A 22,354-nucleotide genomic window follows, 5' to 3' on the forward strand; every position below is an offset into this window, starting at 1 on the left:
GGCCGAGGCTCGTCTCCCTCGCTGCAGGTCACGGCGCGACGTGGGTGGCGTTGCCGGCGAGGAGGTCGGCGACCCAGTCGGCCATCAAGGTGCCGTTGATCGCGGCGGTGTAGAAGTTCTGCGTCAGCCAGGTGTGCTGCATGCCGGTCGGGTAGAAGGTGCCCCAGGTGCCGGCCGGCTCGCTCATCACGTTGTCGCGCAGGTCGGCGAGGCCGTCGGTGAACAGGGCGCCGCTGAACTGGCCGCCGGCGCAGTTGTTGAGGCCGAAGCCGTAGAAGTAGCGGATGGTCTGGTCTTGCAGGGCGGAGATGACGCCGAGGCGCTGGTCCTTGTGCTTCTCGCCGAGGTACTTGAGGACGTTGGACATCCCGCCGCCGTCGGGGTTGAAGCAGTCGGTGCAATCGGCGGGCAAGGTCTCCTCGAAGTTCCACAGGTCGCGCCACTTCTGTTGCAGGCAGGGGGCCAGGAACTCGTCGGACATGACGGGGCCGGAGTCGTCGAGGAGGGTGACGGGGCGATCGGGGAAGGCGTCGGCGATCCGGTCGTAGTTGAAGGCGGAGCCGAAGCCGCCGGCGCTCTCGCCGGTGACGAGGACGTGATCGACGCTGTCGAGGAAGGTGGGGACGATGCGCTCGAGGTAGTGGGTGACGTTGTTGTAGCCGACGAACTGCTGCGGAGCGGCGAGGCCGGGGATCACGACGTCGTTGCGGGCGCCGGCGTGGACGTCGCCGCTGCAGTAGGGGACGAACACGACGCTCCAGTCGAGGACCGGGTTGGCGGGCTCGTCGGGGTCGAAGATGCCCTTGCTGCCGACGTTCTGGACGAAGTTGTTGTAGCTCGGGAGGCCGAAGCTCTTGATGTTCTGGTTGCAGGTCTCGGCGTTGAAGCAGGCGCCGCCGCTCTGGAAGTAGATCATCAGGCCGGGGGCGGTGCCGTAGCGGACGGCGATGCCGGTGGTGCTGCCGTCGCGGCACAGCGACTCGGGGAACGGGACCCACTGCCACTCGCCGCTCGGCGCGTCCGGCAGCGGCTCGCCGTCCCACGGGGAGGGCTCGCCGGTGGTCTCGGTGTCGGTGTCGCCGGTGGTCGAGGTCGTCGAGGTGGTGGTGGTGGTGTCACCGGTGGTGGTGGTGTCGCCGGTGGTGGTGGTGTCACCGGTGGTGGTGGTGTCGACGCCCTGGGTGGTGTCGCCGGTGGTGGTGGTGTCGACGCCCTGGGTGGTGGTGTCACCGGTGGTGGTGGTGTCACCGGTGGTCGTGGTGGTGTCGTCGGTGGTCGAGACCGAGGTCGAGGTCGAGGTCGTGTCGCTCGGCTCGGTCGTCGGGGCGCCGGTCGTCATGGCCTCGGTCGTGAGCGCGTCGGTGGTGGGGCCGCCGGTGCTCGTCGAGGTGTCGGTCGTCGTGTCGGTGTCGGTGGTGTCGCCTCCTGGGTCCTGGCAGGCGAACAGCGCGAAGCAGGTGGTCGAGAGAAGTGAAGCGCGGCGAATCATCGCGCCAATCTATGCGAACCATCGCGGCGGTCGCATGCGGGATCGCCGGGGTCCGCCGTCGCGCAGCTGTGGCCTCGTCGATCCGGACCGCGGTCGGCTGTGGACAGCGACGGCGGAGCTCGCTCACCCGCGGGCGCGATCGATCACTGCGCGCGGCGCGAGCTGTCCTTCGGGACATGGGATCGAGGATGCGCGAGCGGACGACGCGTGCCGAGCGGTCTGTCTCGAGGGACAGGTCCGTCGCGCAGGCCCGATCACCCGCCGCGACTCCCGCGGTGACCTGCGGATCTTGCCCGGCGATCCTCCCGCAGACTCGCGGTGGCCGCGGGTCGGTTGGCGAGCAGGTCTCGGAGCCGTCGATCCGCGGCTCGGGTCGCCCTGCGTGCGCTCGGTCGCAGGTGGCCCGCCGGCGGCCGCTCCCGGACTTGCCCGGGGGGGTCGCGGCAGAACGAGGTTACGCGCAAGTCGACGGGGTCACGGAAATCCCGCGCGGGGATCGCTCGCCGGGTAGGATCTCGCCATGAAGCTGCTCCGCAACGCGCTCTGGATGTCTCTCGCGCTCTTCGCCGCCGCCTGTGCGGACGCCAAATCGGTCGATCACGCCGCGCTCACGGGCAAGCTCGCGGAGGTCAACAAGCGCATCTGCGCTTGCAAGGACATGGCCTGCGTGGACTCGACGGAGAAGGAGTTCGCGCTGCTGTGGCAGGAGGTCCTCGCGGCCAACAAGGACGACAGGGCGGTCCTGAGCAAGTACGCCGAGCAGGACGTCGAGCACAACAAGTGCGTGAAGGAGGCGATGGCCGCCATGGGCCACAAGTAACTGCGCCGGCGCGGCGGCTCGCGGCCGGTGTGCACCGGCCTGCGTGTGCAAGGTCGAGGCGTGAGCATCGCGGGCGCGTGTCCACGACGCCCGTCCGGCGGCCTCGGCGAGGCGGCGTCAGGAGGCGGGGGCCTCGCGCGGGCGCAGGAACGCGGGCACGGGCCGGCCGTGGCGCGCGAGCTCCTCGCCGTACAGCTTGCGCTCGGCGTGCAGCGCGGCGGCGACGCTCGGGCGCGCCTGCAGGCGCTGCAAGTAGGCGACCAGAGAGGGCCACTTCTTCAGGTCGATCGGGGTGGCGACCGACCACGTCAGGACGGTGACGAGGTAGGCGTCGGCGACGCTGAAGCGGTCGAGCAGGAACTCGCGGCCGTCGAGGTGGTGGGCGAGGTAGTCGAAGCGCGACAGGCCCTTCTCGAGCGCCCAGCTGCGGACTGCGTCGGGCACCTCGCTGCCGAGGAGGGGCGCGTACACGCCCTTGTGGAGCTCGGTGCCGATGAAGCTCAGCCACTGCTGCAGGCGGACCCGCTCGCGGCTGCCCGCGGGCGGGGCGAGGCCGGCGGCCGGCAAGGCGTCGGCGATGTACTGCAACACTGCGGCGTTCTCGGTGATGAGCTGGCCGTCGTCGGTGCGCAGCGCGGGGACGAGCCCGAGCGGGTGGATCTCGCGGTAATCGGCGCCGTCGCGGGTGCGCTTGGTCGGCGCGTCGACCTCGACGTACTCGAACGGCGCGCCGGCCTCGAGCAGCGCGATGCGCGTGGCCATGGAGCAGGAGAGGGGTGAACCGTGGAGCTGCATGGCGGAGAAGATGGCGCACCGTGGTGGATGCGTCCAACGCATCGTCGGTATAGAATCGATGCGTGACACGCATCGCCGCGATCCCTCGCCCGCGCCTCGAGCTCCGCGATCTCCAGGTGGTCCTCGCCGTGGCGGCGGCGGGCACCACGGCGGCGGCCGGCTCGGCGCTGCACCTGTCGCAGCCGGCGGTCAGCCGGGCGCTGCTGGCCGCCGAGGACCGGCTCGGGGCGCGGCTGTTCGAGCGCTCGCCGCGGGGGCTGCAGGCGACGCCGGCCGGCGAGCAGGTGGTGGCCGGAGCGACGCGGCTGCTCGCCGAGCTGGTGGAGCTCGAGCGCAGGGTGCGAGCGCCTGCGGTCCGGCCGACGCGGGTTCGTCTGGTGTGCGAGTGCTACACGGCCTATCACTGGCTGCCGACGGCGATCGCCGAGCTGGCCGCGCGCTCGCCGGGCCTCGAGTTCGCGCTGGCGGTCGAGCACACGCGCGCGCCGGTGGAGGCGCTGGTGGCCGGGACGATCGACGTCGCGCTGCTGACCACGGGCGAGGTGCCGCGCGGGGAGCTCGTCACGCAGCCGCTGTTCTCCGACGAGATCGTGTTCGTGGTCGCGCCGACGCACGCGCTCGCGCGCAAGCCGACGCTGTCGCGCGACGATCTGCGAGCGGCGCGGCTCATCACCGGCGAGACGCCGGAGGCGGAGACGCGGTGGTTCCTGCGGCGAGTGTTCGGCCGCGGCCGCCTGCCGGGGCGAGCGCAGCGGCTGCCGCTCACCGAGGCGATCCTCGACGTCACGCGCGCCGGGATGGGTGTGGCGGTGCTGTCGGAGTGGATGGCGGCGCCGCACCTCGGGCGCGGCGATCTGGTGGTCAAGCGGCTGTCGTCGGGCCCGCTGCGTCGCCCGTGGCGGATGGCGTGGCGCCGCGAGGCCGAGGATGCCGCCCGCTGCCTGCTCGCGACGCTCAAGGCAGCGGCGCCGTCGCTGCGCCGCGGCGAGAAGTCGTGAACCTCATCGGGACGCGACGCATGGGTGCCTACCGGCTGGTCTTCGCGGCGGCGTTCTCGGTGCGGAAGGTGTGGCCGCGCTGGGTTCGCGTCGCGGATGCTCGCCCCCCCGCCCCACGGGCGACGAATCTGAGCCGCTGAACGAGCCGCGGCGATCGGAGCGTCGCGACGGGACTGGCGCGTCGTTCGAGCGAGAGGAGCGCGATTCACGGGCAGGCGGTGACCGTGGGCGCGGCGTCGCGGTAGGTCGACCACATCGTCGAGACGAAGTCGTTGCTGGCTCCCCCGCCGCCGTCGACGTCGCCGGCGACCCAGCGGTCGACGTAATCGAAGAAGGCGTCGTGGGCCCATGCGGTCTTCGCGTTCATGGCGTGGATCGCCAGCGCCTCGCCGACCCAGGTGTGCGACGTACAACAATTGCGATAATCGTTGCACCCGTCGACGAGGCCGGCAGGGTCGCGGCAGTCCTTGGCGCCGGCCTCGCAGTCGCCGCCGTACTGGCAGCCGTTGGGCAAGTAACAGTCGTCGCAGGCGCGGCCCCACAGCGCCCTGTCGTCCTCGCCGTAGTAGGTCATCTCGTCCTCGTTGCCGATGTCGACGCCCGGGCTCGCCATCGCGGCGTCGCCGAGCAGGCTGCCGGCGAACACGACCGGGAACTTGCGGCCGTTGCTGTGGCCGCCGTTGGCGTCCCAGTTGCCGCCGGCCTGCAGCACCCCGTAGTTGTCGATGCCGAGCTGGACGAGCCGTCGCGCCAGCTCCTGCTGATCGGGCGTGTCGAGCAGCACGTAGGCGGCGAGCGTGGCGACGATGTCGCCGACCTCGCGGCCGTAGCAGTACATGTTGAGCGTCGCGCAGCCGTGCTGGATCTCCCACGTGCGCAGGTGATCGACCCAGGGTCGCTCGACGTGGCGCAGCAGCGCCGTCGGGTCGGGCGTGTCGGCCGGCGCGGCGAGCTTCGGCAGCGCGCTCCAGCACACGTCGCCCGCGCGGTGGAGCGGCTTGTCGGCGCCGGCGTAGGGCGGGCGGAAGGCGTCGGCCGGCGGGGCGGCGGCGACGACGGTGAGGATCGCCTGGGTGGCGATCGGCCCGCGCTGACAGTCGCCGTCGTAGGTCATCCAGCCGTCGCTGTTGCCCTGCTGGCACTCGAGCTCCTCGGGGTGGCTGATCGCCGACACCAGCGAGTGCGTGCCCTCGACCGCGAGCGGGAAGCTGACGCGCAGGCCGTCGGCGTGGTTGCCGGCGCGGCTGTCGTAGTCCTGCGAGCCGACCGGGTCGAGCATCGAGCCGTTGCGGCCCTCGGTCGGCGCGGGATCGACGGAGACGACGGTGACCGGACCGACCACCCACCAGTCGCCGGTGACGAACTGGCCGACGGGGCGCGGGGCGTCGAAGGTCCAGGTGATGCCGTACTGGGTGACGGACATCTGCAGGTTGTCGGGCGCGCCGGTGGTGGTGTCGGGCTCGGTGGTGACGCCGGTGGTCGGCGCGGGCTCGGTGGTGGTGCTCGTGGTGGTGCTCGTGGTGAGCTCGCCGGTCGTCGTGCTCGTGGTGGTCGTGCTGTTCGGATCGGTGGTCGACGAGGTGGACGAGGTCGTCGCGGCGTCGGTGCCTCCGGAGCCGCCGCCGCAGGCGAGGGCGAACGAGCAGACGAGCACGCATGTCACGAGGAGTCGGCGGGCCATCGCTCGATCCTATAAAAAGTGGCGCCGCGGATCAGCCGGCCGCGAGCCCCCGAGGTGTTCGTCGTGGGGGGTCTGGTCGCCCCAGATGATCGGCGCGGCCGGGCGCGATCGAGCACATGTCTCTTGGAGCATGTGGTAAGACGGACGTTCGGGCGCCGACTTCATGGATGTCCCGAAGGACATGTTGTGCTGGAGATGGTTCCTGGCCGAAGGACCGCTCATCGCGGCAGGTCGAACGCGAGCACGCCGTCGTCGCCGTCGTCGTGGCAGCGGGTGCAGGCGTGCGGGTCGCCGGAGTAGACGACTTCGCCGCTGGTCTCGTACTCGGCGAAGAACCACGCGTCGCCGCGCTTCTGCATGGCCACGACGATGTGCGGCTCGCCGGCCATGAAGCCGTCCTTGACGATGATCGCGCCGTCGGGCCAGGCGGTGAGCGGGCCGCCGGCGAGGGCGTCGGCCAGGACCTCGTTGATGAAGATCTCGACCTCGTCGCCGTGGACGGTCGCGCTCGGCGTGCGCGCCTCGTAGCCGGGGGCGCGCGCCCAGTCGTGGTAGTCGGCGGCCTGCAGCTCGTCCCACAGCGCCTCGGCGCTCTCGGGGTTCTGGTTGCTGCAGGCGGCGAGGACGGCGAGGAACCCCGCGAGGGCGGCGCGACGGGCTGGCATGGCGAGCCTACGCCGCCGGTCGGGCCGAGTTACCCGCGGCGGCGGCGACTTCATCCACCTGGCCCATGAGCCAGGAACGCGGACGCGGGTGACGGGCGCGGCGGTCAGGCGCCGCGCGGCGGCGGCAGGCTGGCGACGGCCTGGCCGAGGCGCTCGAGGCCGGCGCGCAGGGTCTCGTCGGCGGCGGCGTACGAGATGCGCAGGTGGCCCGGGGCGCCGAAGGCGGTGCCGGGCACGGTGCCGACCAGCTTCTGCTCCAAGAGCCATGTCGCAAAGGCAATGTCGTCGGCGAACCCGGTGCCGGGGCCGAGGTGGCGCGAGACGTCGCAGAACAGGTAGAAGGCGCCGTCGGGGGCGACGACGTCGAGGCCGGGCAGGGCCTTGAGGCCGGCGAGCATGAACTCGCGGCGGCGGGTGAAGGCGGCGTGCATGTCCTGCACCGCGGCCTCGCAGCTCGGGTCGGTGATGGCGGCGAGGGCGGCGATCTGCGACACCGTGGCGGCGCCGGAGGTGACGTGGCCCTGCAGGCGCGAGGCGGCGGACACGACCTTGCTCGGGGCCAGCAGGAAGCCGATCCGGTAGCCGGTCATCGAGTAGCTCTTCGACACGCCGTCGACGATGACGATCTGCTCGGTGACGTCGGCGAGGGTGGTGATCGCGCTGACGTGCTCGAAGCCGCCGTAGACCAGGCGGCGGTAGATGTCGTCGACGAGCAGCCAGCAGCGCGGAGCGACGCGGGCCATGACCTCGCCGAGGCTGCGCAGCAGCGGGGCCGGGTAGCCGGCGCCGGTCGGGTTGGTCGGGTTGCCGAGCACGATGAAGCGCGTCTTCGGGGTGAGCGCCGCGGCGAGGGCGTCGGGCTGCAGGCGCCAGCCGTCTTCGCGGCGCGTGGGCACGATCACCGGCACGCCGTCGCCGAGGCGCACCATGTCGGCGTACGAGACCCAGTACGGGGCGGGGATCACGACCTCGTCGCCGGGCGACAGCGTGACCGCGAACAAGTTGGCGAGGCTGTGCTTGGCGCCGCACGACACCAGGACCTCGCCGCGGGTGACCGGGCGGCCGTGGTAGCGCGCGAACTCGGCGGCGGCGGCGTCGCGCAGGGCGGGCAGACCGGGCACCGGCGCGTAGTGCACCGCGTGCGTGCGCAGGTACTCGACGACGGCCGCGGTGACGCCGGCGGGCGGGTGGAAGTCGGGCTCACCGGCGCTGAAGTCGAGGACCTCTTTGCCCTGGGCCTTGAGCTCCTTGGCGCGCGCCGACATCGCCAACGTGGGCGACTCGCTCAGCGCCTGGGCTCGTGCATTGGTCTCAAGTTCGCGCCTTAGCACTGTTGTGGGGCCCCCGTGGTCGTAGTCTTAGTATGACGGAGGTACTCGACCGCCGTCTGGCCGTAGTGCCGGGTCGTCTCGACGACCAGGCCCTCGGGCCATGCGGGCGGCCTCGTGCCTCCAGCGCGGTCATATTCGCATACAAGCGCGGCGCTTTCAGCCAGCCAGCCGCCCGCAACCAGCGCAGGCAGCACCGCCGCGAGCACGACCTCGGTGTCGTCGTACGGCGGGTCGATGAACACGAGGTCGTATGGACCCGTGAGCTCCGACGCGCCCGCGCTCGCCGAATGTCGGCGCAAGAAGGTCGCGGCGTCGCCGTGCCAGAGGCGCGCGCGATCGCCGAGCGCAAGCTCACGGATCTGTGTCTGCAGGTGGCGTGCGACCGCGGCGTTGCGCTCGACCAGCGTGGCCCGCGAGGCGCCGCGACTGAGGGCCTCGAACGCGAGCGCGCCCGAGCCGGCGAACAGGTCGAGCACGACCGCGTCGCGCAATTCGTGCTGCAGGCGGTCGAAGATCGCCTCACGCACGCGCGCGCCGGTCGGCCGCAAGCCGGGCACAGTCGGCAGCGACTTCAACACCCGCCCGCGCAGGCTCCCTCCGCTGATCCGCTGCACGGCCCGGCATATACCCCACGTCGCGCCGCGCGCCCAGTGCTCCGCGCTGACCTGTCCTCTGCGACAGGTGAAGATCAAGCCGCGAACGGCGCACGCAGCGCGGCGTCTTCGGCCTCGAGGCGGGCCCAGCCCGCGCGGAGGTGGCGGCGGCGGCGGACCGCGGCGATGAACACCAGCGGGAACGCGAGCGCCATCGGCAGGCCGTCGCCGCTGACGATCGGGAACCACATGAAGCGACCGGTGAGGCCGGTGCGCCACTCGGAGTCGAGCTCGGCGAGCGTGCGGCCGAAGCCGTTGACGAACGCGGCCTCGAAGTTCTTGCCCTGCTTGACCTGCGCGAGCGCCTGCCGCAGGTCGGAGCCGTCCTCGTCGCGCCAGCGGAGGAAGTTGACGAAGTCACGCGCGGCGGCGTAGCTCACTGTGACCGTGATCGCGTCGGTGCTGCGGAAGTTCTGCTCGAGCTGCTCGAGGTGCGGGACGCCGGCCCCGAAGATCGCGCCGGCCAGGGTCTGGCTGCGCATCAGATCGATCTCCTCGCCGAAGCTCTCGGCCACGCCCTCGTGGAACCACCGCGGCAGCGGCTGGCCGCCGGTGGCCCGGTACAGCGCGACGTGGGCCATCTCGTGGCGGAGCAGGCCGTCGAGGTCGGTCAGCGAGCCGTCGGGCGCGTGGGCTGCGATCGCGATCTCGCCGGTCGGCGGGTGAGCGACGCCCGCGGCCCACTGCGGCACACCGGTGCCCTCGGCGATCCGGCCCGAGTGGGCGACGAAGTGGATCGTCAGAGCGTCGTCGAGGTCACCGGCCAGCTCGTGCTCGATCTCCGACCAGGCTCGCGGGATCTCGCGGGCCACCGCCAGCGCCTCATCCTCCAGGCGCGGGTCGTAGCGGAGCGTGACGCGGCCGACGTGCACCTGCGACGTCGCGCTCGCCAGGGACCATCCCACGGGGCGGCTCACGTCGGCCCGGGCGGCCTGCGGCGCCACGAACAGGAACAACAACGCCGCGAGGAAGAGGCCGAGCGCCGCGCGCCAGGGACGGGTCATGGACTGACTGTGAGCACGACGATCTCACGGCGCAAGCTGGCCGCGACGACCACGCCGATCGCCACGCCGACGGCCAGGATCGCCCCGCCGACGATGAGACCTGTCCGCACCTTCGGACCCAACCGGGTCCGCCGCCGCTCCTTGGCGCCGTCGCGGACCAGCGCCTCGTGCTCGCTCCACAGCGCCGCCACCAATTCGGCGTGACCGGCGGCGTCGGCCCCGCGGACGCCGAGCGCTCGATCGAGCCGACAGTCGTGCGGCAGCAGCACCGGGTCGGGGCGATCCGCGAGGTATTCGACCAGGATCACCAGGTCGTCGCGGCGCTCGCGGCAGACCTGCTTGCCCTCGCCGACGCCGGCGCGGAGGCGGCGGACGGTCGCCCTCGGGGCCGCCGAGGCCCGCGCCGCGCGCTCCAGCGCGTCGACCAGGGCGACCTCGGGCTTCGTCCCCGGCGCCGTCGGGCCGAGCCCGACAGCGACCGTGATCGCGTTCTCGGGCTCGCCGAGCCCGGCCCCGGGGGCCAGCGACGGGGGCGGGGGCGGAGGGGCTGGCCCTTCGGCCCTGGCCTCGGGGACCTGTACCTCGGGACCTGTGCTCGAGGACATGTCTGTAGCGACAGGCTCTGCCGCCGGGGCGTCGGGCCGCGCGGGCACCGGGACCGCGAGCGGAGCCTCGACGGGTCGCGGATCGGCGGCACGGACCGGGGCCGGCAGAGCGACGAGCCCTGCCAGCACGAGCGCGCCGCATCGCCGGGCCGTCCGCATGCGGCAGGTACTTCGCGCGTCTGCGGCCGCGTGTCAACGGCGGCGAAGTCATGTCGCCGGCGGGAATGAGCGGGCCGCGGCGCGGGTAGTCGGGCGTCGTCGCGGCGTCGGGCCGCCGCTCCGCCGCCGGGTGTCGGCGTGACGGCGATCGCGGCGGCCGCCCGCACTCGTCGCGCAGCCCGGGATGATGGTGCGTGACGGCCGTTCGCCGCAGTGGCGTGACGGCGAGCGCAGGGCCGCGAGCGCAGCGAGGATGGGTCGGGCGTCGCAGCGGCGTCGGCGGGCCGCTGCGCCGGCGCGAGGCGGCCGTTCGCCGCGATCGCGTGACGGCGATCGCAGGGCCGCCCGGGAAGTTGCGGGACGGTCGACGAGCAGCGAGCGGGCCGGCGAGCTCGCGCTCAGGACGAGGCGCACGCGAGGGCGGTGCGTCGAACGTCTTGGTGGTGCACACGGCGACCGCCGTCGGGCTACACGCGTCGGTCGGCGAGCCCGTCGACGCAAGCGGCGTCGCTGCTGCAGCCGCAGTCGGTCGTCATGCAGGTGTCGAGGCCGAGGACGCTGGAGGTGACGCAGTCGAGCCGGCGCCGCACTCGCAGCGTCCGCTCGGCACCTTGCAGCGCGGCAAGCCGGGGGCGTTCGCGCGGCCGTCGTCATCTTGGCGCAGGCGACGATCGGGTCGCCCTCGATCGAGGTCACCTGCACCTCCTCGAAGTTGAGCATGGCGCGGCCGAGGATGTCGTTGGGGACGAAGCCGCAGCGACCTTCACCGTCGTCGATGTCGACGCCAGCCTGATTGGCAGTCGGCGTGGTGCAGGGCGACTTGACTGTCGAAGTCGTCGCTGCACTTGCCGGGGGCAAGGCAGCACCCGGGTGGCGAGTGAAGCTCATGTCCTGACCGCCGATCCGGCAGTCGAGATCGGTGGCGGTGCCGCGCTCGTCGTCCCGGGTTCGTGGCCGATGCAGAGGCAGAGGCAGATGCAGAGGTGGCGACTGGTGAGGGGGTCCCTGTCCTCACCGCAGGCGAGGAGGAGCGAGGCGAGCAACCCTGGGGCGAGGCGAGAGGTCCTGACGGACGACAGTCGCGGCGGCCGACCTCCAAACGATGATTCGGCGCCTCTGCGGTCCGCGTACGCTGTTTGCAATCCGCGGGGCCGGAGGTTTCACCTTGCGACGACGGTTGCATGAGAGAAAGGCCACTCGCCTGTTGCAGCGGGTTTGGCGGGTATGGCATGATCGGCGGATGGACGGGGCACGCTCGATGGCGCCCCTCCCGGAGGGGATTAGAGATGCGTGTGATGCCAATTCGATTGATCTCGTGTGCGCTCGTGAGTGTGTTCCTGACGGCGTGTGGCGACGACGGCGGCGGTAAGGCGACCGGCGCGACCAATCCGAGCACCAACAACACTACCAACGACGACACCACCGAAGGGACCGCGGGCGAGACGTCGACGGGAGGGCCCGATCAGACGACGTCGGGCACGACCTCGACGACCGCGCCCGAGCCGACCTCCAGCGCCACCGGCGGCGAGAGCACGACCACCGACGGGTCCTCCTTCATCACTCCGCCCGACGGAGGCGGCGGGGCCAAGGAGTGCGACCAGTGGACGCAAGACTGTCCCGAAGGACAGAAGTGCATGCCGTACTCGGGCGACGGCGACAACGCGTGGGAGTCGCTGAAGTGCACGCCGGTGATGGAGAACCCGGGCCAGGTCGGTGACCCGTGCACGGTCGAGGGCAGCGGCGTCAGCGGCATCGACAACTGCGACAAGGGCAACATGTGCTGGGACGTCGTCGAGGGCGTCGGCGTGTGCGTGGCCCTGTGCGTCGGCTCGCCGGACGCGCCCGACTGCGCCGCGCCGATGACCTCGTGCCTGATCTCCAACGACGGCGTGCTGACGCTGTGCCTGCCGTTCTGCGACCCGCTGCTGCAGGACTGCCCGGGCGACGACCTGTGCATCCCGAACCCGCAGAACCCGGACGCGTTCCTGTGCGTCCTCGACGCGTCGGGCGAGGAGGGCCAGGAGTACGACGCGTGCGAGTACATCAACGCGTGCGACAAGGGCTTCACCTGCGCCAACCCGGAGCTCGCGGTCGAGTGCGACGCGATGGCGATCGGCTGCTGCGTGGCCTTCTGCGACATGACCGAGGCGGGGGTGTGCACCGGTCAGAACGCGGAGTGCCTCGCGTGGTACGAGATGGGTCAGGCACCGCCCGGATTCGAAAACGTCGGCGTCTGCGGCATCCCGCAGTAAGCCCAGTGCTGCCTGCTCGAGGCGGGCCCCGGGACCTCCCACGGTCCCGGGAATGATGCGCCGCTCACACCCAAAGCCACGGTCGCGGATGTCTGCGCGGACTACGTCCGCTCGCTCGAAGCGCGAGCGGACGACGGCCAGGTCGCCCGCGATGCCAAGTGCAAGCCGAACACTCTCAGGCGGCGCTACCTCGACGACATGTACCGGCGGCCCGAAGTTCCCCGAGGGATGGCGACGCTGGATCTCGGGCGCCATCGTCCTCGTAGGTGTGGTCTGCTCGCTCGCGGCGCTGGGGCTTGCAAGCGGCGCGGATTCTGGTGAGATCCGCGCATGGGCCTCCCGCTTCAGGTGCTCGGCTGTGTCATCGTCTGGGCGATCACGATCCCGTTCGTGGTCGCGGCCGTCCGCTCGGTGCGCAACGGGGAGCCGCTGCGGTTCAGCGTGCGGGCGTTGTACTCGCACGAGGTGCAGACGAGCGTCGGGCCGGTCGGCGCGGCGATCATCGGGCTCGCGGCGCTGGCGATCGCGGTCAGCTTCGCGGTCGGGCTGCTGCAGGCGACCGGAGTGATCGGCGACAAGCTGGAGCGCGAGCGCTGCGAGCAGCGCGGGTACGCGGCGTTCATCGCGTGGAACGACCACGTCGAGGCGCTGCGCAAGGAGCTCGCGGCGCTCGCCCCGGACGACGCGCGGCGCGAGGGGCTGCGGGCGGACATCTCGGCGCTGGTGCGCGTCGGCGGCGAGGTCCGCGAGCATCCCGAGCGCGCGGAGCAGATCGCCGGCGGCGCGCCGGTCGCGGAGGCGCCGGCGTATCACCGGGCGATGCAGGCGTCCCGGGCCGCGCAGGAGGCCTGTCAGGGGCACTGGCGCTGAACTACGGCGCCATGCGAGCCGGGTGTGTCCGGCGGCGACGCCGTGGTCAGCGCGAGCCGTCCCCCGAGAGCCCGGCGTCCAGCGCCGCGAGCGCGGGGTGCTCCCGGATCTGGCGCCTCGTCGCCCGGGACCGCTCGCAGAGCAGCTCCCCCAGCGCCTCGCGGAGCCGCACCGCGTGGCCGTGCTCGGGGATGGTGAGATCGTGGGGATCGACCGCCGCGAGCAGGCGGCGCAGCCGGTCCGGCGGCAGCGGCAGAAGGCGGCGCAGGTCGATCCGCTCGCCGAGGACATCCTCGATGTAGGGGCGCTGGCAGAGCCAGATCGGCAGGAGCTCGTCGTTGGTCAGCGGCGGCATCGGGACGACCGGCCAGCGCGCGAGGTCCGGCGCCATCTCGCGCAGCCGTGCCCACGCTGTCTCGGTCGAGGCGAGGATCAGCTGGAACGCGGCGTCCGGATCGAGGGCCATCTCCGCGGCGTAGCGGAGCAGCGGCGGGTCATCCGGCACACGGGTCCACGCGCACACGAGGCCCGGCGCGATCGAGGCGGGGACGGCGTCGGGTCGGGCGCGGTACCGCGGATCGGGCGAGCCCCCGCCGTGCCAGTTGTCGACGTTCACCCCTCGGGTCTGCGCCAGGAGGCGACGGAGCTGCCGGATCAGGGCGCGTCGCCCCGAACACGTCTCGCCGATGAGGGCGAACCCCGGCGCGTGGACGAGGCGCTCGCGCCAGACGGCGTCCGGCTCCCGCTCGAGCCAGGCCGGCTCCACGGCGAGGCCGACGTGCCCGCGCGCGCCGAGCTGGTCGAACAGCGCGCAGTACGTCTCACGGGCCGTCATCAGTCCCTCGGCGTACCGCGGGTCGAGGGCGGACAGCGCCCATAGCGAGTGGTCCGGCAGGCTGCGGAGCAGCACTCCCGGATCCACGGACGCGCCGGCCGCCTCGCGGGTCGCCCAGCGACGCCCCCAGCTGTAGGCCAGCGGCAGGTCGCTCGCCTCGGCGATCCGCTGTCGCCAGATCGCGTGGGCGCGGTCCAGGGGCGCACCCGTGAGGGTCGGACCGAGCAGCTCGGGGTGCAACGCGACGATCGCACGGGCGAGGTCGCCGGGCTCGACGGCGTGCGCCTCGGGGTGGGGCCCGCCGTAGGGCACGGCGGCGAGCGCCTCTTCCTGTGCCGCCCGCCACCACGCGAGCGACACCGCAGCGTCCCACAGCCGGCGCGCGTCCGGTTCACAGCGCGCCCGGATCTCGGGGACTGTGGGGGACGGGACGCCGAATGCGGGTTGGTGGACATGCATCGCCGGTCCCTATACCCCGCTCGTAGGAAGACAGGTGGATTCAGGAAGCAACATGCCGCGCGAACCCCTGGAGAACTTTGGGGCCGCTGTACTCGCGGACCTTCTTCGGGCTCAGCCAGGATTCAGTGTCCTCAAAGTCCATGATGAACACGAACACCAAGAGCGCGTCGGGCCGGAGAAAGCCGGCGTTACAGCCCTCGCGCCCGTTGAGCTCGGGCGAGACGGCGGCCGCCAGGGAGTCTGCCCCGGCGAAAGGCCCGCCCCGGCGACCGGCCAGGCCGTGGCAACGCGACCCGCGGTTCACATCGAGGCCGGAAGAAGCGTTCCAGGCCGGCTGTCCTCGTGGTAGACCGCGCGCAGGAGGCCGGAGAGGGGCGACCTTGATGTTCCGCGTGATGATGCTCGTCGGGCTCTGCGGCTGCGCGTCGATACCCGCGGACGCCCGCCGGGGCAGTGCATGTCCCGAGCTCGCGGTCGAGGTCGACCGCGTGATTCCGACCCGGCGCGGGAGAGCGGAGGGCCGGAGCCAGACCACCCGGCTGTGGATCGACGCGCGCGACGTTCCCCACGTGACGTGGAGCAGCCAGTGGTGGCAGTTCACCACAATGGGGCGGTCGCATCGCGAGCTTCACCACGCATGGCTCGCGGGACGACGATGGATCGTCGAGCACGATCCAGTACCATCCGACTGGCCGGCAAACCCGGATATCTTCGCCCACGACGGCTCGCGCTGGTATGTGCAATTCACCGAGGCGGACCCGTCGCCGGTGCCGCGGTCGCTCGTGACGCGACTGTGGGTCGGCCCACCGTGGCGAGTGATCCATACGATCCGCGAGGGCGAGTTCGTGCTGACGCAGCGGCAGGACCGCGACGGTGCATGGCTCGTGACCACCATGGGGAGGAGCACACCGAGCTCTCCCGGGGGCGAGGCGCCGATCCGCCTCTACCGCTTAACGGCGGGGCAGCTCGCCGAGGTCGTCGACCTCGATGAGGCACCGACACCTGACGAGGTCCGGTCGACGAGGCCGACGCCCGATGTGCAGTGGCCCGCGGAGGTCTCGCGCGCTGCTTCCTATGACTCGTTCGCGGTGGCGACCCGCGATGGGCGAAGTGTCATCGTGGGTGTCGGTTGGCGGCCCCGCGGGCCGGCGACCCAGAGAGAACACCCACACGGCGAGCCCTATATCCACTATCCGAATCCGCGCCGAGGGCGGGGGACGCTGATGGTGTGGGTGCTCGAGGGGTCGCAGGCCGAGCCGAGGGTCGTCCACTCGGTCCGCCTGCGCCGTCACTTCCGCCCGCAGGTCGAGATCGGTCCCGGCGGCACGATCCATGTGCTGCTCGTCGACACCTACGTCTCCGACTTCGCGCCGAATCGCTATGTGAAGCTGCGCTGCCGTTCGCAAGGCTCGTGACGCGCGGGGCTCTCGATGTGGGTCGGCGGCTCGGGTGCTGCTCGAGCGCGCGGGGCTCGTCCAGCGACATGGTCGTCGCGGTCTCGGATCAACGCACGCAGCCGCTCGAGACGGCGACCACGTCCTCGAGGTCGACCACCGCGTGTTCGGTGCGCCTGTGGGCCTCGGGGTGAGCGCGGTGTCGTCGCTGCCCTGGGCGCGGGTCTCGTGGTCGCCGGTGAGCGTGGGCGCGTCCGCCAGAAGGCCGAGGTCGTGCCCCACGGCGGCGCGCACGGGGTCGGTGTCCTGCTACGCGGCAAGTTCTGACAGGAAGGGCGCTGCGACGATGGAGCAGGCCGCGCCTTCCAGCCCGATCGCCCGCACCGGCACTGGCATGTCGATATCGCCTACAGGTACTTGCGGGCGACCAGGATGGCGTCGTCCGGTCAGGGCGTCTCTGCGGGCGCGGGGGCCGGGGGCGCCTCGGCGCCGGAGGGGCCGCGATAGCCGTAGGACTCCTGGGTCGCCAGCTTGCAGTCGGCGTGCGAGCGGGTATAGCCGCTGGAGTCCGGGTCGCGGAAGTTGTCGACCCGCATCGGGGTATATTGACCGTTGGCGACATGCTCCTCGATCGCCTGGAACAGCGAGAAGAAACAAAAACCCTCGGCGCGGTCACGCTCGAGCACGCCGAACCACGCCGAACGCTGCAGCACCGCGCCGGAAATCTCGTGACGCTTCAACTTCCAGGAGTCGTCGGCGCTCGCCATCCACAGCTGCTCGTATTCCGGACGCTTCTTGCGGACGTTGTCCCAGACTTCGGGGAGTAGCGCGTCAAACTGTTCGGAGGCCGTCATGGAGGCCGGCACCTTCGTCATCGTCTTCGGGCCAAAGAGGCACCAGCCATTTCCGAGTAATAGAGACGCGGCGAGTATCGCGGGCACTGTTGATTGCATGGTGGATAAATGCACATGCGTGCATCGTATTGTCAAAGAGACTTTCCGCACGAGATGTGGCGCGGAATTGCACGCTGCGCAAGAAAGCCGCGCGGCCCGGACCTGCCCGCGGCCGTCCTGCGACCGTACTTTGTGGACGACGATCGCGGGACGAGGCTCGCCGCGTCACCTCCGACTTCGTCGAGCACTACAACGCCCGCCGCCTTCACAGCTCCCTCGGCTACATCGCGCCCGGCGACAAGCTCGCCAGCCGCGAGACCGCCATCTTCGCCGAGCGCGACCGCAAACTCGAGGCAGCCCGAGAGCTCCGCCGTCAACGCCGAGAACTTGCTCGCCAACTTCGATATCACGACGCAGCTCGCCGGACGGTTACGTTCCTGCAGGTCGGGCTCGACGCCTGGACGGCGCACGCCAACGCCGCTACGTGGCGCCTGGCGCATCTTGATGCCAGTAGACCTGAAGAAGTAGCGCTTGGCGGTTCGCACAGTACACCGCCAGGATGACACGAAGGGATCGACTCGCACCTCGGCCTGGAATTGCGAGGTCGACTTTCATCTCTTTGCCACCGTCTTCCGTACTGCCCTGCCGCGCAATGCCATTGGTTTTCTCGTCACAGTTGGTGTTGGCATTTATGTATCCGCACACCTTCTCCTGCAACGCCTCGCGCACGTCACGATAGCGTTTGTGAACTTCGGGTGGGAGCTTCGCAATAAAGTCGCCTGCGGGCTTCGCTACGCTTCACACTCTATCCCTCGGATGCACTGGTACGAATACTGCTCTAGGCTATGTCCGAAATCGCGCATGAAGCAGACAGACGCAGGTAGCGGTGGATAAACGCTAGTTTAACCATCGCCCCGAAGTTGATGGCTTTCTTCTCGAACCGGGTAGCGATCCGGCGTGACTCCTTGAGCCAGCCGATGAGGCACTCGATGATGCTTCGACGCCGGTACGCGGCCTTGTCGAATGCGACAGGCCGAAGGGAGCGGTCCTCGTTCTCCTTACTCGGGATTATGGGCTTGATGCCGAGCTCCAACAGGTACTGGTCGACCCAGTTCGCTCGGTAACCCTTGTCGCCGGCGAGCGCGACGGGCCAAGCCATCGGTGTCCCGTGCTCGTCGTGCAGAGTCTCATCGGCGCCGCAAAGCAAGGTGTCGACCATCGTCTGGTCGTGGATCTGGCCGGCGCTGAGATGGAAGTGGAGGGGGTGTCCGTGTGCGTCACACAGGATGTGGATCTTCGTGCCCCAGCCACCCCGGGAGCGCCCCAGAGCGTGATCCTTCGGTTCTTCTGGGTCCGTCGATTTTCCCCCCGCCGCTGCTGCAGCGAGCCGCGCGGATAGACGTGCCGTCGATGCACCAGAGCTCGGCGGGGGGGTCGTCATGCGAAACCACGCAGCTGCGGAGTCGTCGCAGCACCTCGTCGAACGTCCTGTCTTGGTTCCACTTGTTGAAGAAGTCCCACGCAGTCGACCATGGACCGAACTCGATCGGAAGATCACGCCACGGCGCTCCTGTGCGGAGCACCCAAAAGATGGCGTTCAGGATCGTCCGGCGATCTCTCGCGCGCCGTCCCGTCTTGCAGTTGCGAGTCGGAAACAGGTCCGCGATCAGGTTCCACTGGTCGTCCGTGAGCTGGTGGCGGGGAACGCGGGGCGTCATGTCCCCGACCAGATCAAGAAATCCCGATGTCTCCAAGAAACTGGCGTTTTCGGGATTTCGGACATGGCCTAGACAAGCGGCACGAACTCCCCAGCCATTGATCCTCGATCCCGCTCCCTTATCGAAGGCACTTTTCCAACCGAGGTTCTTATGCGCGATTTCCGAAATGGCAGTAGGGCAGATCGGCCACCGACCGGCGGCCGGGTCGGGCCGCGACGACCCATCCGCGCGCGAAGGTCACCGGTCGCGTACCGTGGACACGAAGAACAAGAGGAGCCCAGCACCGCCGCCGCGTCAACGCCCGAGACGCGCGTCGTAGTGGTCGCAGGCGGCGTCGTCATCCGCACGGCGCGGGCGGGGTTCGAGAACTTCCGACCAGGATCGAGATCAAACACGTCAACGCCCCGCTCGCCGCCTGCGGCCCCGAGCGGAGTTACCAGCAGTGTCTCCGTGAGGGCCACGGGCGGCCGGCGTGCGAGCCGCTCCTCAGGCGCTCAACCTGCCCGGCCGCCAAGGCCCCCGCGACCTCCAGCCCGACCGTGCAGAGCCCGCCGCCGCGCGTACCGTACTGACCATTAAGACATGTTGCTGAGAACAGCCGCGGCCGGCGCCGCGCCGGGCAAGGCAATACGCGTGCGCTACCTGGGCTCCGGCCCGCAGTGGGGCGACGGGGGCGAGTTTCATGGCTGGCAGGTGTGGTGGCACGGCGACCCGTTCTGGCCCCGTCGCCGCGGGCGAGCTCGCGGGCAACTGGCTAGGCGTCGAGCTCAGCGAGCGCGCACGCGTCGAGCTCAGCGAGGCGGGATTTGATGGCGTGGGCCAAGTGACCCTAGCGCGGCAAGAATGACGCGCAGCGCTGGTGCTCCCGGGACCTCGCTCTCCGGGTAGAGTCGGCACGAGGATCCGTCTGCAGGCGAGCCGCCGGCGACGTCCTGGCCGTCGACGAGGATAGTCGGCGACCCGTACCCGCGAGCGTGGGCCGGGACGGCATCGGAGCTCACGTCGTGTTCCACCCATGTCGCAGCAAGACCGGCGCGTTCGAGGGCTTGTGCAAGCTGTGCGCGGGCAGCCGGAACGTGCGGGCAGCCGGGGAAGTAGAGCAGCTCCACGGACGGAGAGCGGAGATTGCGGGCGTCCACCGGCCGATCATGCAGCATGAGCCCGACATCCGAGGCAAGTACAAACGACGCTTGGGTGCGCTTGAACGTGAAGGCGCTTTTTGGGTGCATCCTCAGGACGATGCGCCGTCGCCTCGTCCTCGTCCTGACCTCCACCGCGGCTCGCATGCGGGCCGCCCGTAGCGGGCTGAGCTGATGCGCCAGCATCTGCCAGGAGGTCTCGGGCCGGTCCTCGACGTCGTTCAGCTGCGCCGCGCTGCCCGCATGCGCCACCTGCACGCCGGTGGGCCCGCACCACTCGGGTTTGCGGTCTACAGGGTCTTGGCCTTGGCACACGCGGCCGCGTTCTTGTCCTCGTTGCACATGCGCTCGCAGGCGGCCTTGCCCTCGAGCTCGCAGAGGGCCTCGGTGACGCGGTCGTCGGCCTTGCATGCCTCCGCGTCGCCCTTGCCGTCGGCGCAGGCCATCGGGCACAGGTTGAGCGCCGCGGTGACGTGCTTGCCGGCTTCAGGGCTGCGCTTGTCGGCGGCGGCGACGTAGGCGTCGGCAGCCTTCACGCACTCCTCGGTGGTCGCGCTCTTCTTGCCGCAAGCGGCGCCCATGATCAGCCCGAGCAGGGCCACGACGGTGATGCTGTGATGCATATGGCACCCTACCCGAGTGACGCCCGGCCGTCACCGGACGGCCCTGGGGCCGGACAACTTTGCAGCCACCTGTCCCGGGCTCGCTGGTGGATTCGAGAACGTCGGCGTCTGCGGCATGCCGCAGTAAGCCCAGTGCTGCCTGCTCGAGGCGGGCCCCGGACCTCCCACGGTCCCGGGAATGATGCGCCTCTCACCAGTGACGGCATGGACTCTATTGCACGCAGCGCAGCTCCGCGACGCGGAGCCGCCTGCGCGCGCGACCCTCCGCCCAGGCCGCGTAGACCCCGGCGTGTGAGCGGCCGAGGACGAGCTCCTCGGCGAAGTCGTACGAGCGCGCCACTTCCACGGCGCGCCCGGGGCGACCGTCGGCCGCCAGCGGGATCACGAGCGCCTGCGCCGGCGCGACGCAGCGGTGACGGGCGCAGTGCGACACCTCGGCGCCGAGCCAGAAGCGACCACGGTGGTGCAGGAGCGCGGTCGGCCGGGCTCGCGGGAGCGGACCGCGCTCGCCGAGGGCTTGACGCGCCTCGCTGCGCGGCGCCCCGTCGAAGCCGACGGCCACGAACATGAGCTGCGCCGCGCCGCGCACGAACACCACGCCGAGCCCGTCCGACCCGCGTGCCACCCGCGGCTCGTCGACCTCGCCGTCGGCGAGGGTGCGCAGAGGCCCCGACGCGCCGTTGCGATCGAGCAGCCGGAGCACCACCTGCCGCGCCGACGCCGGCGCAGCCGCGTGCACATACACGAGCGCGTAGCCGTCGGGCATGCGCTCGAGGCGGACGCCGCGGATGAGCGGCGCCGAGTCGACCACGTCGACCCGATCGACGGCACCATCACTTTTCACGAGCGCGAACCGGAGCTCCATCGCTCCGTGAACGCCTGCGCGGATCCAGGCGACCGCCCAGCCGCCCTCGGGCCGCGCGACGAGCACCGGCTCCTTGTCGTGCAGCGGGTGCGGATCGACGCGGGCCAGCAGCCCTGGCGCGTGGAGATCGCCGAGGGCGATGTCGTCGTCGCTGTCGTTCGCCACGGTCGTCGCGTAGATCCAGCGCTCTCCGGGCGCGAGGTCGAGGCCGTAGTGGACCGGCAAGGGCGGGGTCCCGCGGCGAATCACGGCCGACGGTGCGTCGAGCTCGATGCGGACCCACGCCCCGGAGTCGTCGGACAGCACGAGCATGGCACCCTCGGCGGTCCAGACGAAGGTCGGACGGTCGCGCAGCGACTTGCTGCGCCAGGTGACGTCGACATCGAGCGGTCGCACCGCGATCTCGTCGCCGCACGGCGCTCCGTCGAGCGGGACCGCGACCGCCGGCGGCGCTCGCGGGACCTCGAGCCCGCCGCCGCGGACGCACGCGAGGGAGAGCGCGAGCACCAGGCCCGCCGCGCTCCCCGGGAATCTCCGGCGACCGGTCGTCGCGCCCGACATCGACGAGCTTGTATCACGGGCGGACGTGCCGCCTCGAGATCGCCGAGGTCGGGCGCCTGGCGAAGGTCCGCACGCGTCGCCAGGCGGGCCGCATGCGAACCACTACTGGGTGCGCGTCCTGTTACGACCCGCTCGACGAGAATGGCCCCGGTGAGCGGCTCGTTTCGGACTCTCGCGACAGGCGCAAGAGACTTCGTCGCGTCGACGCTGGCAACCCACGCCGTCGGCGGCCGTCGAGCCTGGACCTCCCACGGCGACGCTGATGGCGCAGGGAAACGCTGCCGGCCCTGGCGAGCACGTCGGGCGCCTTCGGCGGCTGTCCCGAGAGACAGCCGAGCGGGGTCGACGTTCGCGGGCACGGCATGACGATCCCCGAGAGGGACGCGCCGCCTGTGCGCGGAACCCCCGGAGTGGTACGAGATGGGTCAGGCGTCGCCGGGGTACGAGAACGTCGGCGTGTGCGGCATCCCGCGGCTCGCGCCGGCCGGGCTCTGCGCCGCGTGAACCGCCGGGCGCGGCTCCGACGATCTCCGGCTCGCGGGGTC

General features: G+C 71.0%; 21 protein-coding genes. 6 read left to right on the forward strand and 15 right to left on the reverse strand.

What is annotated here, in order from left to right; all coding sequences use genetic code 11:
• Positions 1-28 precede the first annotated feature (28 nt).
• Complete coding sequence (locus O0S08_RS13010; RefSeq protein WP_269039425.1) at positions 29-1,489, reverse strand: pectin acetylesterase-family hydrolase; 1,461 nt, start codon at positions 1,487-1,489, stop codon at positions 29-31.
• Between the two features lie 520 nt (positions 1,490-2,009).
• Between O0S08_RS13010 and O0S08_RS13015 the strand changes: the two genes are divergently transcribed.
• Positions 2,010-2,309 carry a hypothetical protein gene (locus tag O0S08_RS13015; RefSeq protein WP_269039426.1) on the forward strand — a complete coding sequence of 100 codons (300 nt, stop codon included), beginning with the start codon at positions 2,010-2,012 and terminating at the stop codon, positions 2,307-2,309.
• 117 nt (positions 2,310-2,426) lie between these two features.
• Here the strand turns inward: O0S08_RS13015 and O0S08_RS13020 are convergent, their stop codons facing one another.
• Entirely contained in the window at positions 2,427-3,104 is a 678-nt protein-coding gene (locus tag O0S08_RS13020) for a glutathione S-transferase N-terminal domain-containing protein (RefSeq protein WP_269039427.1), read from the reverse strand.
• Between the two features lie 62 nt (positions 3,105-3,166).
• Here O0S08_RS13020 and O0S08_RS13025 point away from each other — a divergent pair, with 62 nt between their 5' ends.
• Positions 3,167-4,102 (forward strand): LysR family transcriptional regulator, encoded by a 936-nt coding sequence (locus O0S08_RS13025; protein ID WP_269039428.1) that lies wholly within the window; start codon positions 3,167-3,169, stop codon positions 4,100-4,102.
• Positions 4,103-4,307: 205 nt separating this feature from the next.
• Here O0S08_RS13025 and O0S08_RS13030 read toward each other — a convergent pair whose 3' ends face one another.
• From O0S08_RS13030 to O0S08_RS13060, 7 genes are all read right to left on the reverse strand, one after another.
• Positions 4,308-5,783 (reverse strand): hypothetical protein, encoded by a 1,476-nt coding sequence (locus O0S08_RS13030; RefSeq protein WP_269039429.1) that lies wholly within the window; start codon positions 5,781-5,783, stop codon positions 4,308-4,310.
• A gap of 218 nt (positions 5,784-6,001) precedes the next feature.
• On the reverse strand, positions 6,002-6,448 hold the full coding sequence (locus O0S08_RS13035) for a hypothetical protein (RefSeq protein WP_269039430.1): 447 nt from the start codon (positions 6,446-6,448) through the stop codon (positions 6,002-6,004).
• 104 nt (positions 6,449-6,552) lie between these two features.
• Positions 6,553-7,713 (reverse strand): pyridoxal phosphate-dependent aminotransferase, encoded by a 1,161-nt coding sequence (locus O0S08_RS13040; RefSeq protein ID WP_269041958.1) that lies wholly within the window; start codon positions 7,711-7,713, stop codon positions 6,553-6,555.
• Between the two features lie 59 nt (positions 7,714-7,772).
• Positions 7,773-8,393 (reverse strand): 16S rRNA (guanine(966)-N(2))-methyltransferase RsmD, encoded by a 621-nt coding sequence (rsmD, locus tag O0S08_RS13045; RefSeq protein ID WP_269039431.1) that lies wholly within the window; start codon positions 8,391-8,393, stop codon positions 7,773-7,775.
• A gap of 74 nt (positions 8,394-8,467) precedes the next feature.
• Positions 8,468-9,436: a hypothetical protein gene (locus O0S08_RS13050; protein WP_269039432.1), complete on the reverse strand. Its 969-nt coding sequence runs from the start codon at positions 9,434-9,436 to the stop codon at positions 8,468-8,470.
• Positions 9,433-10,041, reverse strand: a complete 609-nt coding sequence (locus O0S08_RS13055) for a hypothetical protein (RefSeq protein ID WP_269039433.1) — start codon at positions 10,039-10,041, stop codon at positions 9,433-9,435. The genes O0S08_RS13050 and O0S08_RS13055 overlap by 4 nt, the downstream gene beginning before the upstream one ends.
• Positions 10,042-10,667: 626 nt before the next feature.
• A complete protein-coding gene (locus tag O0S08_RS13060; protein ID WP_269039434.1) occupies positions 10,668-10,790 on the reverse strand; it encodes a hypothetical protein in 123 nt (40 codons plus the stop codon).
• A 735-nt stretch (positions 10,791-11,525) separates the two neighbouring features.
• Here O0S08_RS13060 and O0S08_RS13065 point away from each other — a divergent pair.
• Both O0S08_RS13065 and O0S08_RS13070 read left to right on the forward strand, forming a co-directional pair.
• Entirely contained in the window at positions 11,526-12,452 is a 927-nt protein-coding gene (locus O0S08_RS13065; protein WP_269039435.1) for a ribulose phosphate epimerase, read from the forward strand.
• Between the two features lie 330 nt (positions 12,453-12,782).
• Positions 12,783-13,322: a hypothetical protein gene (locus tag O0S08_RS13070; protein WP_269039436.1), complete on the forward strand. Its 540-nt coding sequence runs from the start codon at positions 12,783-12,785 to the stop codon at positions 13,320-13,322.
• A 46-nt stretch (positions 13,323-13,368) separates the two neighbouring features.
• Here O0S08_RS13070 and O0S08_RS13075 read toward each other — a convergent pair whose 3' ends face one another.
• The gene (locus tag O0S08_RS13075; RefSeq protein WP_269039437.1) at positions 13,369-14,616 is read right to left on the reverse strand and encodes a hypothetical protein; all 1,248 of its coding nucleotides are present in this window, start codon (positions 14,614-14,616) and stop codon (positions 13,369-13,371) included.
• A 380-nt stretch (positions 14,617-14,996) separates the two neighbouring features.
• Between O0S08_RS13075 and O0S08_RS13080 the strand changes: the two genes are divergently transcribed.
• On the forward strand, positions 14,997-16,031 hold the full coding sequence (locus tag O0S08_RS13080; RefSeq protein ID WP_269039438.1) for a hypothetical protein: 1,035 nt from the start codon (positions 14,997-14,999) through the stop codon (positions 16,029-16,031).
• 425 nt (positions 16,032-16,456) lie between these two features.
• Here the strand turns inward: O0S08_RS13080 and O0S08_RS13085 are convergent, their stop codons facing one another.
• Positions 16,457-16,978: a hypothetical protein gene (locus O0S08_RS13085; RefSeq protein WP_269039439.1), complete on the reverse strand. Its 522-nt coding sequence runs from the start codon at positions 16,976-16,978 to the stop codon at positions 16,457-16,459.
• A gap of 41 nt (positions 16,979-17,019) precedes the next feature.
• Here O0S08_RS13085 and O0S08_RS51270 point away from each other — a divergent pair, with 41 nt between their 5' ends.
• Entirely contained in the window at positions 17,020-17,466 is a 447-nt protein-coding gene (locus O0S08_RS51270; protein WP_371879536.1) for an integrase core domain-containing protein, read from the forward strand.
• A gap of 275 nt (positions 17,467-17,741) precedes the next feature.
• Here the strand turns inward: O0S08_RS51270 and O0S08_RS13095 are convergent, their stop codons facing one another.
• The 4 genes from O0S08_RS13095 to O0S08_RS13105 form a co-directional block, all read right to left on the reverse strand.
• A complete protein-coding gene (locus O0S08_RS13095; protein WP_371879602.1) occupies positions 17,742-18,230 on the reverse strand; it encodes an IS5 family transposase in 489 nt (162 codons plus the stop codon).
• Entirely contained in the window at positions 18,181-18,621 is a 441-nt protein-coding gene (locus tag O0S08_RS51275; RefSeq protein ID WP_371879537.1) for an IS5 family transposase, read from the reverse strand. Before O0S08_RS51275 ends, O0S08_RS13095 begins: the two co-directional genes overlap by 50 nt.
• A 1,429-nt stretch (positions 18,622-20,050) precedes the next feature.
• Positions 20,051-20,383, reverse strand: a complete 333-nt coding sequence (locus O0S08_RS13100) for a hypothetical protein (RefSeq protein WP_269039442.1) — start codon at positions 20,381-20,383, stop codon at positions 20,051-20,053.
• Between the two features lie 211 nt (positions 20,384-20,594).
• A complete protein-coding gene (locus O0S08_RS13105) occupies positions 20,595-21,809 on the reverse strand; it encodes a hypothetical protein (protein ID WP_269039443.1) in 1,215 nt (404 codons plus the stop codon).
• Positions 21,810-22,354 lie beyond the last annotated feature (545 nt).

The organism is Nannocystis punicea (genome assembly GCF_026965555.1).
Taxonomy (GTDB): Bacteria; Myxococcota_A; Polyangia; order Nannocystales; family Nannocystaceae; genus Nannocystis; species Nannocystis punicea.

What these genes read in the sequence shown, in the direction of transcription:
- O0S08_RS13010 (WP_269039425.1), bottom strand. Translation starts at nt 1,489, where the DNA reads ATGATTCGCCGCGCTTCACTTCTCTCGACCACCTGCTTCGCGCTGTTC.
- O0S08_RS13015 (WP_269039426.1), top strand. Translation starts at nt 2,010, where the DNA reads ATGAAGCTGCTCCGCAACGCGCTCTGGATGTCTCTCGCGCTCTTCGCC.
- O0S08_RS13020 (WP_269039427.1), bottom strand. Translation starts at nt 3,104, where the DNA reads ATGCAGCTCCACGGTTCACCCCTCTCCTGCTCCATGGCCACGCGCATC.
- O0S08_RS13030 (WP_269039429.1), bottom strand. Translation starts at nt 5,783, where the DNA reads ATGGCCCGCCGACTCCTCGTGACATGCGTGCTCGTCTGCTCGTTCGCC.
- O0S08_RS13035 (WP_269039430.1), bottom strand. Translation starts at nt 6,448, where the DNA reads ATGCCAGCCCGTCGCGCCGCCCTCGCGGGGTTCCTCGCCGTCCTCGCC.
- O0S08_RS13040 (WP_269041958.1), bottom strand. Translation starts at nt 7,713, where the DNA reads ATGTCGGCGCGCGCCAAGGAGCTCAAGGCCCAGGGCAAAGAGGTCCTC.
- O0S08_RS13050 (WP_269039432.1), bottom strand. Translation starts at nt 9,436, where the DNA reads ATGACCCGTCCCTGGCGCGCGGCGCTCGGCCTCTTCCTCGCGGCGTTG.
- O0S08_RS13055 (WP_269039433.1), bottom strand. Translation starts at nt 10,041, where the DNA reads ATGTCCTCGAGCACAGGTCCCGAGGTACAGGTCCCCGAGGCCAGGGCC.
- O0S08_RS13070 (WP_269039436.1), top strand. Translation starts at nt 12,783, where the DNA reads ATGGGCCTCCCGCTTCAGGTGCTCGGCTGTGTCATCGTCTGGGCGATC.
- O0S08_RS13075 (WP_269039437.1), bottom strand. Translation starts at nt 14,616, where the DNA reads ATGCATGTCCACCAACCCGCATTCGGCGTCCCGTCCCCCACAGTCCCC.
- O0S08_RS51275 (WP_371879537.1), bottom strand. Translation starts at nt 18,621, where the DNA reads ATGACGCCCCGCGTTCCCCGCCACCAGCTCACGGACGACCAGTGGAAC.
- O0S08_RS13100 (WP_269039442.1), bottom strand. Translation starts at nt 20,383, where the DNA reads ATGCATCACAGCATCACCGTCGTGGCCCTGCTCGGGCTGATCATGGGC.
- O0S08_RS13105 (WP_269039443.1), bottom strand. Translation starts at nt 21,809, where the DNA reads ATGTCGGGCGCGACGACCGGTCGCCGGAGATTCCCGGGGAGCGCGGCG.